Raw genomic sequence first — 11565 nt, forward strand, 5'->3', positions numbered from 1 at the left:
CCCACACCCGCCCCACCCCGGGCCGCCGCCTCGCCCTCGGGCACGTCGGCTCCTCCCACGCCAGCGCCGAACAGGCCGTCCGCGACCTCGCCGCACTCCTGGCCGCCCGCCTCGGGCGGGACGTCGACGTGGTGCGGGCCACGGGGACGCAGGGGGTACAGGGGGCACAGGGGACACAGGGGGCACAGGGGGCGTCGATAAGCGACGGTGCCCACCTCATCCCTCTCTTCGTCACCGACGCCCTGCTGCTCGACCGCCTGCGCACCGCGCGACCGCGCGTGACTGCCGACCCACCGCTCACCGACGCCCTCCGCGACGTCGTGGCGGCGCGGTACCGGGCCGCCCTCACCTAGGAATCCACCATGACCACACTCCTGCTCATCGCCCTCGCGGGTCTCGCCGCCCAGCTCGTCGACGGCGGCCTCGGCATGGGTTTCGGCGCCACCTCCACCACGATCCTCATCGTGCTCGCCGGACTCGGCCCCGCGACCGCCAGCGCCGTCGTCCACACCGCCGAACTGGGCACCACCCTCGTCTCCGGCGTCTCCCACTGGCGTTTCGGCAACGTCGACTGGAAGGTCGTCCGCCGCCTCGCCGTCCCCGGCGCCGTGGGCGCCTTCGCCGGCGCGACCGTGCTCTCCCACTTGTCGACGCAGGCCGCCACCCCCGTCACCGCCACCATCCTCACCCTCATCGGCGCCAACCTCGTGTGGCGCTTCTCCCGCGGCCGCATCCACCCGCGCCGCGCCGGGGGTGAACATTCCCGTGGCTTCCTCGGCGGGCTCGGCCTGTTCGGCGGCTTCATCGACGCCTCCGGCGGCGGTGGCTGGGGGCCCGTGACCACCTCGACCCTCATGACGCTGGGCCGGGCGGAACCCCGCCGCATCGTCGGCACCGTCAACACCGCCGAGTTCCTGGTCACCGCCGCCGCGACCGCCGGCTTCGTCATCGGCCTGTGGGACGACCTGGTGGCCAACCTCGCCGCCGTCCTCGCCCTGCTCATCGGCGGGGTCATCGCTGCACCGCTCGCCGCCTGGCTGGTCACCCGCCTCAACCCGGCCGCCCTCGGCGGCGTCGTGGGCACCCTCCTGGTCGCCCTCAACCTGCCCAAGGTGCTCGCCCTGCCCGGCTGGACGGTCGTGGCCGTCGTGGTGGTGGGCCTGGGCTTCTCGTGGCTCGGCTGGCGACGCTCCGTCCGGGCCCGCGCCGCCGCCGGCCAGCCCGTCACGGGCGTCTCGGTGGAGCCTGCGGGGCAGGAGATCGGGGTGCGGTAGACCCGCACAGCAGAAGAGCCGGCCACCCGTGAAGGGTGACCGGCTCTTCTGCTGTGGGCTACAGGGCGGCGACGTCGCCGATGACGTACACGGCCGGGGCCTCGACACCGTGGTCCGCCATCGTCGCGGCCAGGGTGCCCAACGTGCAGCGGAAGGAACGCTGGCCGGTGGTGGTGCCCTCCTGGATGACGGCGGCCGGGGTGGCGGGGGAGAGGCCGGCGTCGGCAAGCGTGGCGGTGATGGCACCCACGTTGCGCACACCCATGATCACCGAGATCGTGCCCCCGACCCGCGCCAGCGCGGCCCAGTCGACGAGCGACCCCGGATGACCCGGCGGCAGATGCCCCGACACGACCGTGAAGGAGTGCACCATCCCCCGCTGCGTGACGGGGATTCCCGCCGCCCCGGGAACCGAGATCGCGCTGGTCACACCCGGCACGACCTCGCAGGGCACACCACTGGCGGAGCAGGCGATGACCTCCTCGTGGCCGCGGCCGAAGACGAAGGGGTCACCCCCCTTGAGACGCACGACCCGACGGCCCGCGCGGGCATGCTCGACGAGGAGACGATTCGTCTCCTCCTGCGCCACCTGCCGACCATAGGGCAGCTTGGACACGTCGATGACGGTCTTGCCCGTGAGATCACACAGACGGGCCAGCTCATCGGTGGGTCCGAGATGATCGGTGAGAATGACGTCGGCCGCCTCCAGGGCCCGCAGACCCCGCAGCGTGATGAGGTCCCACGCACCCGGACCCCCGCCGACCAGCGTGACGTGACCGGTGGTCACGTCCAGAACCGGCGCGCTCACATGCACACCGGGACGCCACGGGCGGCCAGCTCGAGAGCGGCCCAGTCCGCGGAGACGCTGTGACCGGTGGGCCAGCCCTGCCAGGAGGTGACCGCCACGCCGCGGGCGGCGAGCAGCTCGAGGACCTTCGGCGGGACATCCTGCGGACGCTCCGGGAACACCGCGGCGGTGATCTCCGCGGAGGCCAGGGCCGCACCGGTGAGGGTGGCCAGGTCCGTGTCCTCCAGAGCCGGGGCGTCCGGGGTGACCACGGCGTCGTAGAGGCCGTGGAGCTCATCCAGCTCGATGTCCGTGTCCACCTGCACGTTGCCGATGAGACGTAGTCGCGGGACGCCATTGGCGTTATCGGCGTTTTCCGGGGCGGTGGCCGGCGTGGTGGAGAGCAGGCCGGCGGGGGCCGGACGGGAGGTGATGAGGTCGACGAAGACCTGTCGGGTGCCTCCGGTGTTGACGAGGTTCTCCGCCAGGCACATGCCCGTGGCTCCGTCGCTGATGACTGCGATACGCAGGGGCCGCTGAGATGACTCGGGCATGGTCTCTTCCTTTCGATAGACTAAACTGTCTGCAAAGACTAGTACAGGTCTGTCTATTTGGCAACGGAGTGGGGCCGGTCCCAGCTCTTCCACCCCCTACGTGCGCTTCCACCCTGATCGGTCACGGCTCAGGAGGTCGCCCCGCCTGCACCTGCCGCAGATCCACCGGGAGTAGGATCTGGGCCCATGACTGTACTGTTCGTCGCCGCCGTGTCCGAGGAAGCCGCCCACCTGCCGGAAGGAGCTGATCTGCTGGTCACCGGCATCGGCACCCTGCCGGCCGCGATCACGCTGACGGAGGAGCTGTGCGCGCGTCGGGAAGCGGGCACCCTGCCGGAGCGCATCATCAACGTGGGCACCTGCGGGGCGCTGCGCGATGAGATCCCGAACGGCGTCTACGAGATCGACCGCGTGCACAAGCACGACTTCAACGTCGAGTTCACCTCCGACATCGGCGGCGACGCCCTGCCCCGCGTGATCACCCCCGAGGTCACCGGTCTCTTCCCGACGGCCCAGCTCGCCACCGGCGACACCTTCGTCGAGGACTCCGCCACCCGCGACTGCATCGCGCAGGTCGCCGGCCTGGTCGACATGGAGGGCTACGCGCTGGCCGCCGTCGCCGGCCGTTTCGGCGTCCCGATCACCCTGCTCAAGCAGATCAGCGACCGCGCCGACGAGGAGACCGCCCCTGAGTGGGCCGACGCCGTGGAGGGCAGCGCCGTCAAGCTGGCAGATGCCGTCGAGCGGCTGCTTGCTGCTCTGTGACCCAGGGACGCAGCTGTGCCTCCAGCTCACTGAGGGGCAGGCCCTCCACCAGTCCGGTCGCCACTTCGTACGCCATGACGAGGGCCACCGTCGTCGAGTAGCCGGTCGTGGTGCCGCACGCGGCCGCTGCGTCGCCGATGAGCATGACGTGGCCCCGTGACCAGGAGGGCAGCTCGATCTGGAGGATGTCGTCGACACGCACCGCCGAGCCCCCGTGATCCTCCCCGGTGGGGAACACCAGGAAACCGTCCCCGTACAGGGCCACGGAGAACCCCGTCGCCCGTCGGCCCTCCGGCAGCCCGGCCAGCGCGCGGGTGGGGGAGTCGACGCCGTCGGCGCCGAGCACCACGTCGAAGTCACCGAACTGGTCCGCCATGTCCTGCGCGTCCACCCCGACATCGATCTCCCCGACCTCCCCCGCCAGCAGACGCACCAGATCCCCGCGCCACATCTCCACCGACCCCTCGACGGGCGGCAGCAGGCCGAGCGCGCTGAGCACCGCGGAGCCCCGTTCGTGCACGGGCACGGAGAACCCCTGCGTCCGCAACGCAGGGGCCTCCTCCACGAGGCGGACGTACCAACCGGCACGGCGCAGGACCAGCGTGGCCGTGAGACCGGCCGGACCTGCGCCGATGACGAGTGCCCGCACGTCAGGACGGGTCGGAGGAGGACACCGTCCGCCAGTTCGGCTTCTCAGGTGTGTCCCCGGCGGAGACGTCGGTGCTCCCGTTATCCCCGCCGGTGGAGTTCTTACGCCGCACCAGCGTCGGGGTGATGGACAGCAGACGTTCGCGGACCGCGGTGAAGGACTCCCAGGAGGTGGGGGTGGTGTCCTTGGCGGTGGCGATCTCGATGTCGTCGATGGTGATCTCCCCGGCCCGCAGGGCGACCAGCTCGGAGTGGTAGCGGAACCACACGGCCAGGGTCGCCGCGATGGGCACCGCGAGGAAGGCACCGATGATGCCGAACAGGGTGGAACCGAGCGTCACCGAGAGCAGCACGACCGCCGCGTGCATGTTCATCGCCTTGGACTGCAGGAAAGGCTGGAGGATGTTGCTCTCCAGCTGCTGCACCGCGATGATGAGCAGCAGGACCAGCAGGGCGTTGGTCACGCCGTTGGACACCAGGGCGATGATCACGGCCAGCGCACCGGCAGTGACGGCACCGACGATGGGGATGAAGCCGGCGAAAAAGGTGATCACCGCGAGCACGAAGGCCAGCGGCACCCCGAGGAGCACCAGGCCGAGGCCGATGAAGAAGGCGTCCACGAAGGAGACGATCGCCTGGGTGCGGATGAACCCGGCCAGCGTGTTCCACGTGCGGGTGAGCACCTCCGTCAGGTGCCAGCCGGCGTTGGCGCCGGTGTAGCGGCGCATCCACGGCAGGAAACGGTCGCCGTCCTTGAGGAAGAAGAACGTCAGCACCAGCATGACCACGATGGTCACCGCCACCGAGGTCGCCGCGCTCAGGCCGGTGAACACGCCGGTGGCGATCTGGGAGGACTGGTTCTGGATGAAGGACGTGATCTCCTCCAGCACCCCGTCGAACTGCTCCAGCTCGAGGTTGAGGGGCGGGCCCTGCACCCAGGCGTTCAGCTTGTCGATACCTTCACTGGCCTGCTTCACCAGGTCGGAGCCCTGGTTGCGCACGGTCGGCGCCATCGCCGCGAAGATCGCGCCCATGATGACGAAGAACCCGATGATGACCACCACCGCCGCCAACGCGGGCGGGAACTTCACCTTCTCCCGCAGCATCTTCACCGGCGGCCACAGGACCGTGCTCACCAGCAGTGCCAGGAGGATGGGCAAGAGTCCCGCCCACACGAAGCCGAGGATCTTACCGGCGATGAACGCGGCGGCCACGAAGATGATGAACCGCAGCGCCCAGCCGGCGGCCCACCGGCCGTCACGGCCGATGAACACCGCGCGGTCGGTGACGTCGTCCCGGTCGTTGGGCCCGGCGTCGAGCGTCGGGTCGTCCGACAGCCCGGCGTAGTCGGAGACCGTCTCCGTCAGATCCCGGGTGTCGGTTCCGTGTCCGCCCGGCAGGTTGGGGTCAATGGGGTTGTTCACATCATTCATTCTGCCGTATCGCACCCACCCGTCGCAGCACACCGAAACGGTGCAGCGTCACCGTCAGGGCCTGTTCGTGCAGGAAGGGGAGGAGTTCGCGGCGGCCGTCGGCAAGCACCGGGGCGTCGAGGATGACCGCGCCGACCGCGGCCGCCTCCTCGTACATCTCCGCAGGTACCGCGCCCAGGGCGCGGATGCGTCCGCCCGGGGTGGGCGTCACATCGTCGCTTACCGACGCCCCCGTGCCCGCCCGCGCCCCCGCCAGCCGCAGGCGCCAGACGTCGCGCTCGTCGGCGCCGTCGCCGACGTGGATCTGCAGCGGCTCCGGCAGCGGACGGTAGCGGAAGATGTTCGCTTCGCTGCGCAGACCGGTGAGGTCGTGCTCGCGGCCGAACTCCTCGCGCCAGGCGATTTCGTCGAGCTCGGCGGCCGTGCGGAGCCAGTCGCGGTGGGCGGCGGGGGCGGCGTCGAGAAGCTGTCGGACGGCGGGGATGAGCTCGACCTGGGCGTGGTCGAGATCGCCGTCCGTCCACGTGCCCAGCTGGGCGACGTAGTTGGGGCCGCCCGCCTTGGCGCCGGGGCCGATGACCGAGTTCTTCCAGCCGCCGAAGGGCTGACGCTGCACGATCGCGCCGGTGATGCCGCGGTTGACGTACGCGTTGCCGACCTCGACGTGCTCCGTCCAGTAGTCGATCTCCTCGTCGTCGAGGCTGTGCAGACCACCCGTCAGACCGAAGCCGGTGGAGTTCTGCCACTCGACGGCCTCCTCCAGCGTCGCGGCGTACATGATGCCGAGCACCGGGCCGAAGCACTCGGTCCGGTGGAACCAGGAACCGGGGCGGACGTTGTCGCGGATGCCGGGGCTCCAGAAGCGGCCCTCCCCGTCGAGCTGCTCCGGCTCGAGCAGCCAGGTCTCGCCGTCCTCCAGGGTGGTCAGCCCGCGGTGGAGCTTCTCACCCGGCGGCTCGATGAGGCCGTTCATCGTGGTGGTGATGTCGGTGCCGGGGCCGACGCGGAGGGTCGCGACGGCGTCGAGAAGCTGGTTCCTGATGCGCGAGGACTCGCCCGCCTGCCCCACCAGGATGACCAGGGAGCTGGCCGAACACTTCTGGCCGGAGTGCCCGAAGGCGGACTGGTAGATGTCCTCCACCGCCAGATCCGGGTCCGCCGCCGGGGTGACGATGATCGCGTTCTTGCCCGACGTCTCCGCACTGATGCTCATCCGCGGGTTCCAGGAACGGAACAGCTCCGCGGTCTCCGAGGCGCCCGTGAGGATGACATGGTCGACGTCCTCGTGGGAGATGAGACGCTGGCCGGCGTCGCCCTCGTCGGCGCGCACGAACTGCACCAGATCCGGGTCCACGCCGTGCCGCTCCAGACCGCGACGCACCGCGTCGACCATGACCTCCGCGCAGGCCACCGTCTGCGGCGCCGGCTTGATGATCACCGCCGACCCCGCCGCCAGCGCCGCCGTGACACCACCCGCTGGGATCGCCACCGGGAAGTTCCACGGCGGGATGACCACCGTGAGGGCGTGCGGCGTGAACTCGCTGCGCGCACGGTCGAGGTTGCGCGCCTGCTCACCGTAGTAGGCGGCGAAGTCGATGGCCTCGGAGATCTCCGGGTCCGACTGGTCCACGGTCTTGCCGGCCTCATGCGCCATGACGGTGATGAGCTCACCGCGCACCTTCGCCAGCTCATCCGCGACCGTCTCGAGCACCTCCGCCCGCTCGTGCCCGCTGCGGGCCGCCCACTCCGGGGCCAGCTCCCGCGCGCGGGCGACAGCCTCGTCCACGACAGTCGGGTCGGTGACCTCCTCCGCGCGGATCTCATGAGGGGTCGCAGCCAGACGCTCCAGGGCCCACTCACGGTTGGCGCGCAGGGCCGGATCCGTGTCCGGCTCATTCGCGAAACGCCCCCCGACGGTCCGCCCCGACTCGGTGAGACGGTTCTGCGTGCGGCGGGGAGAGGTGGAGGAGGGGTTGCGGACGGCGTCGACAAGCGCCTTCTCCTGCGCCACCATCTGCTCACCCGGCGCGAAGAGCGCATGGAGGAAGTTCTCCTCCGCGGCGTTCTCCTCCAGGCGACGCACCAGGTAGGACACGGCGACGTCGAAATCCTCGCGGTGCACGACCGGCGTGTAGAGGATCATGCGGCCCACCTCCGCGCGGACCGCCTGCTGCTGCGCTGGCGACATGCCCTGCAGCATCTCCGCGTCGATCTGCTCCGTGACACCACGCGCCAGCGCCAGCTCCCAGGCCAGCGCCACGCTGAAGAGGTTGTGGCTGGCCACACCGATGCGCACGTGCGGGGCGTGCTCCGGGGTGAGGATGAAGTCCAGGAGACGGATGTAGTTCGCGTCGACCTCGTGCTTCGTGGCGTAGGGGGCCTGCTCCCAGCCGTGGCTCTCCGCCTCGACCTTCTCCATCGAGAGATTCGCGCCCTTGACCAGGCGGATCTTGATCGGCGTGGAACGGGTACGGGCGAACTCGGCGAGCTCCACGAGGGCGTCATGGCTGTCCGGCAGGTAGGCCTGCAGGACGATGCCCGCCTCCAGGTCGCGGAACTCCTCCTCGCTGAGCAGCTCCGTGAACAGGCGGATGGTCAGGCGGAGATCCTTGTACTCCTCCATGTCCAGGTTGATGAACGTCCCGTTGTCCCGGGCCACCCGGTACATCGGACGCAGCTGCTCCTTGAGACGGACGAGGTTGCCCTCCAGATCCCACGGATTGAGCTGCGCCACCAGGCTCGACGCCTTCACGGAGACGTACGTGACCCTGGGATTCTCGATGAGCGCCAGGGTGCGTTCCGCGCGGCGGGCCGCCTCCTCATCGCCCAGCACGGCCTCGCCCAGCAGGTTGAGGTTGAGCTGCGTGCCCTCGGCGGCGGCCCGGTCCAGCAGCTTGTTCAGCGCCTTGCCGTCCGCGTCGAGGACCAGGTGGCCGACCATCTGCCGCATCCGCGCCCGGGCCAGCGGCATGACGATGTTCGGCAGCTTCGTACCCATGAGACCGCCGAGCTGCAGGGCCCCCTGATTGAGGCGGCCGAGGAAATCCGGTGCGCTGTCGAGCTTGCGCAGGGCATGGGCGGCGGTGCGGTTGTCCTCCGGGCGGGCGACCCGGTCGACGAAATCCATGGTGAACGCCACGCCACCCGGGTCACGGACCAGGTCAGCGAGACGCTCCGTGGCGGAGCTGCCGTCGGAGTGCGAGGTGGCGGCGAGCCACTCATGGGCGCGCGCGATGGCCTTGTCGAGCACCTGCTCGACGGAGACGTGCTGGGACATCAGTGTTTCCTTCCGGGATGGGTGGGCTGGTTGTACGGGACTGTTCAGCCGACCACGGGAGGACGGTCACTGATGTGACGGGTGCGGGTGCGCTCCAGGTTCACTGGCGGGCCCTTTCTCCTCAGAGGCCGCGGGGCAGGGGTGACGCCCGGTGCGGCCTCTAGTGAAATGTGACGTGAATTACTCTCCTGGCCAGTATAGGGATGAATGCATGGGCGGGTAGGGGGCTCTGCGGGGGTTGCTGTCGGGAGGGGTGTCACGGACGTACTCGCCTGGGTGCCGGAAGCGCGGTACGGGGGCCTGTCCGGAGGGCAGGCGAGTACGCGCGTGACAGCCCTGTGGGTAGGCGGGGACTGTGGGACACTGCGGGCATGAACCAGGTCGGGGGGCCGGTCATCAGGACCGATGGCGTGTCCGTGGCGGAACGCCGGAGAATTCACCGCGCATGGAAGAACAATGAGTATGTCCGCCTGTCGCCGGGCCACTTCATTCCGCGGGAGGACTTCGACGACCTGGACGGGGAGGAGCAGGCGGTTGCACGGGTGGTGGCCTACGCCGGCGCTGCGCCGACCTCGGTGGTGGTCGGGAGGTCCGCGGCCCGGATCTGGGGCTTCCCGGTCGTGGACTCCGGGGAGCAGATCCGGAGGGAGAAGGTGGAGCTGGCCTCCCGCACCATGCGGACACGCGAGCTGAAGAAGGTGAGGTACCGCCGCCTGGGGGCGCCGCATGACGGGGCGGTCGAGGTGCTCGAGACTGACTTCGGGGACATCCAGGTCACCGACGCCCTGACCACCGCCCTGGACCTGGCGCGGTGGGGCACCGTGCAGGATGCGGTGTGGGCCCTCGATCACGGCGTGCAGGCGGAGCTGTTCTCCCTGGCGGACATCCGGACCCGGGCTGCCGGGATGGGGCGGCTGAAGGGGGCGGGGAAGATCCACGAGGCGGCTCGCCTGGCGTCCGCGGGATCGGAGAGTCCGCGGGAGACCGACGTGAAGCTGCTCCTTCACGGGATGGGGCTGCCCGCCCCCTGGCAGCAGGCGGACATCCACTCCCGGGACGGTGAATGGCTGGGGCGGGTGGACTTCTTCTGGCCGGAGCTGGGGCTCATCATCGAGTACGACGGGCGCGGGAAGTACCTGCTCGATCCGGCCGACCCCGATGCCACCCGGGCCCGCGAACACCGGCAGGGGGAGCGCTACCGGGTCAACGGGCTCGTGCCCCTGTACATCTGTGACGAGACCCTGCGCAACGGGACGGCACAGGCACTCATCGGGGAGTTTGTCACGCTGCTGCAGGACAAGGGGCTGCCGTACCCGGAGGACTGCTGGTCCGCGGAGACGCGGGCCTGGGAATGCTGAGGCCCTTCCCGTCCTGCCGGGGGACGGCGGGTCTGGTTGCATGGGGTGCATGGACGTCCTCGTGTTCTCCACCCTGCCGACCGTCGCGCCTGAGGTGGGCCCGGACGTCGGCCCCGTCGAGGTGTTCACCGATCCCCGGCACCTGTCCGGGTTCATCGCTGAGGCACTCACCGACGTCGCGGAGGCCGGCCTGACCGTCACCGGTCCGGACGTGACACAGGTGCATCCGCTGGCCCGGCACATCTCGCGGTCGCAGGTCATCTACCGTTTCGGGCGGCCTGAGGGGTACACGGCGCGGCAACTGCTGGAGTTCACCGGGTGGGGGCGTTACTGCGTGTTCCGCGTGGGCAACGGCCCGTTCCGCAACCTCGACGGCGAGAACCTGGCCGCGCCGGGCAAGGGGGTGAAGGTGCCGGTGCACGCCGACGCCCACGCGCGTCGCCAGCGGAATCTGCGGACCCTGCGGCAGGCGGGGCTCGAGCTCGATGAGCAGGTCCCGGTCATCCCGGCGGAGGAGGAGGTCGTGCTCCGCGACGTCACCCGGGTCCTCTACCGGCTGGGCGCCCTGCTGGTCGTGGTCGACGCGGCGGAGCGCATCCGTCAGGGCGTGTTCCCGTCGGCGGATGAGCTGGTGGCCGGGCAGTCGCTGGTGCTGGACTCGCTGACGGACCGGGAGTGGGGTTTCCTCGAGGATCTCGGGCGGGCGCGGCAGGCGGCCTTCGTCGGCGACGGTCCGGAGATCCCGGCGCAGTTGCGCGCGGAGGCGGAGATGTTCGCCCGTTCCGCCCGGGCGGTCGAGGCACTGGCCTGGGCGGCGCAGATCGTCGATCTGCCGCAGCAGCGTCTCCGGGCGTGGGACTTCGACCCGCAGGCATGGGGGTCGGCGCCCGTGGACCTGGCGGATGAGACCACCGCAACCCTGCTGGCCCGCTCGCCGGGTCTGCGCGGGGTGACGCAGCTGCTGGAGGCCTTCGACCTGGCGCACATCCTCCATCACGGACTGGCGGGGGAGGCGGACAACGACAGTCCCGTGCCGCTCATCGCGGAGCAGTGGACGAAAGCGTTGGCGTGGATCATGTCGCCGCGCAGCGCATGGGGCGAGGCGGAAAGGTTGCTCTGACCTGCCGGAACAAAGAAAGTTGAGTCAGGTGGGAACAACTTTGAAGGGTGGTCCGTTGTAAGGGATGTCAGGTTGAGTGGGCCGGGCTCAAGGCTTCTGGTACGTTGGTTCCAGAAGTTGAGCCGGTGGCAGTCAACTTAGGAAAAATCCCTTAACAACAGGAGGAAACACATAATGGGACGCGCAGTAGGAATTGACCTCGGTACCACCAACTCGGTGGTGTCCGTGCTCGAGGGTGGCGAGGCCACCGTTATCGCCAACTCCGAGGGCTCGCGGACGACCCCGTCCGTCGTCGCCTTCGCCAAGAACGGCGAGGTCCTCGTCGGTCAGCCGGCCAAGAACCAGGCCG

General features: G+C 70.0%; 10 protein-coding genes and 1 pseudogene. 6 read left to right on the forward strand and 5 right to left on the reverse strand.

Annotated elements, in window-relative coordinates; translation table 11 throughout:
• Both GXZ33_RS10845 and GXZ33_RS10850 read left to right on the forward strand, forming a co-directional pair.
• A pseudogene (locus GXZ33_RS10845) lies at nt 1-353 on the forward strand (sirohydrochlorin chelatase); the annotation flags it as partial.
• 9 nt (nt 354-362) lie between these two features.
• Nucleotides 363-1274, forward strand: coding sequence for a sulfite exporter TauE/SafE family protein (locus GXZ33_RS10850; RefSeq protein ID WP_291341043.1), 912 nt, complete (start codon nt 363-365; stop codon nt 1272-1274).
• Between the two features lie 58 nt (nt 1275-1332).
• Here the strand turns inward: GXZ33_RS10850 and cobA are convergent, their stop codons facing one another.
• Together cobA and GXZ33_RS10860 are read right to left on the reverse strand one after the other, a co-directional pair.
• The gene (cobA, locus tag GXZ33_RS10855) at nt 1333-2061 is read right to left on the reverse strand and encodes a uroporphyrinogen-III C-methyltransferase (protein WP_291341044.1); all 729 of its coding nucleotides are present in this window, start codon (nt 2059-2061) and stop codon (nt 1333-1335) included.
• 17 nt (nt 2062-2078) lie between these two features.
• A complete protein-coding gene (locus tag GXZ33_RS10860) occupies nt 2079-2615 on the reverse strand; it encodes a hypothetical protein (RefSeq protein WP_291341045.1) in 537 nt (178 codons plus the stop codon).
• A gap of 186 nt (nt 2616-2801) precedes the next feature.
• On the opposite strand from GXZ33_RS10860, the gene GXZ33_RS10865 reads away from it, so the two are divergent.
• Nucleotides 2802-3380, forward strand: a complete 579-nt coding sequence (locus GXZ33_RS10865) for a nucleosidase (RefSeq protein ID WP_291341046.1) — start codon at nt 2802-2804, stop codon at nt 3378-3380.
• Here the strand turns inward: GXZ33_RS10865 and GXZ33_RS10870 are convergent.
• The 3 genes from GXZ33_RS10870 to GXZ33_RS10880 are packed head-to-tail and all read right to left on the reverse strand — an operon-like array spanning nt 3337 to nt 8738.
• A complete protein-coding gene (locus GXZ33_RS10870; protein WP_291341047.1) occupies nt 3337-4029 on the reverse strand; it encodes an FAD-dependent monooxygenase in 693 nt (230 codons plus the stop codon). The genes GXZ33_RS10865 and GXZ33_RS10870 overlap by 44 nt on opposite strands.
• Before the next feature lies 1 nt (nt 4030).
• On the reverse strand, nt 4031-5461 hold the full coding sequence (locus GXZ33_RS10875; protein WP_291341048.1) for an AI-2E family transporter: 1431 nt from the start codon (nt 5459-5461) through the stop codon (nt 4031-4033).
• Entirely contained in the window at nt 5454-8738 is a 3285-nt protein-coding gene (locus tag GXZ33_RS10880; RefSeq protein WP_291341049.1) for a bifunctional proline dehydrogenase/L-glutamate gamma-semialdehyde dehydrogenase, read from the reverse strand. Before GXZ33_RS10880 ends, GXZ33_RS10875 begins: the two co-directional genes overlap by 8 nt.
• A gap of 371 nt (nt 8739-9109) precedes the next feature.
• Here GXZ33_RS10880 and GXZ33_RS10885 point away from each other — a divergent pair, with 371 nt between their 5' ends.
• The 3 genes from GXZ33_RS10885 to GXZ33_RS10895 form a co-directional block, all read left to right on the forward strand.
• Nucleotides 9110-10096, forward strand: coding sequence for a hypothetical protein (locus GXZ33_RS10885; RefSeq protein WP_291341050.1), 987 nt, complete (start codon nt 9110-9112; stop codon nt 10094-10096).
• A gap of 49 nt (nt 10097-10145) precedes the next feature.
• On the forward strand, nt 10146-11216 hold the full coding sequence (locus GXZ33_RS10890) for a DUF4272 domain-containing protein (protein ID WP_291341051.1): 1071 nt from the start codon (nt 10146-10148) through the stop codon (nt 11214-11216).
• A 174-nt stretch (nt 11217-11390) separates the two neighbouring features.
• On the forward strand, nt 11391-11565 hold a 175-nt coding region (locus GXZ33_RS10895; protein ID WP_291341052.1), incomplete at its 3' end, for an Hsp70 family protein.

It is taken from the genome of Corynebacterium sp., assembly GCF_012838985.1.
Lineage (GTDB): Bacteria > Actinomycetota > Actinomycetes > Mycobacteriales > Mycobacteriaceae > Corynebacterium.

Bases quoted from the DNA above. Each gene is read 5' to 3' on its own strand.
- GXZ33_RS10850 (WP_291341043.1), top strand. From the start codon at position 363: ATGACCACACTCCTGCTCATCGCCCTCGCGGGTCTCGCCGCCCAGCTC.
- GXZ33_RS10860 (WP_291341045.1), bottom strand. From the start codon at position 2,615: ATGCCCGAGTCATCTCAGCGGCCCCTGCGTATCGCAGTCATCAGCGAC.
- GXZ33_RS10865 (WP_291341046.1), top strand. From the start codon at position 2,802: ATGACTGTACTGTTCGTCGCCGCCGTGTCCGAGGAAGCCGCCCACCTG.
- GXZ33_RS10875 (WP_291341048.1), bottom strand. From the start codon at position 5,461: ATGAATGATGTGAACAACCCCATTGACCCCAACCTGCCGGGCGGACAC.
- GXZ33_RS10880 (WP_291341049.1), bottom strand. From the start codon at position 8,738: ATGTCCCAGCACGTCTCCGTCGAGCAGGTGCTCGACAAGGCCATCGCG.
- GXZ33_RS10885 (WP_291341050.1), top strand. From the start codon at position 9,110: ATGAACCAGGTCGGGGGGCCGGTCATCAGGACCGATGGCGTGTCCGTG.
- GXZ33_RS10890 (WP_291341051.1), top strand. From the start codon at position 10,146: ATGGACGTCCTCGTGTTCTCCACCCTGCCGACCGTCGCGCCTGAGGTG.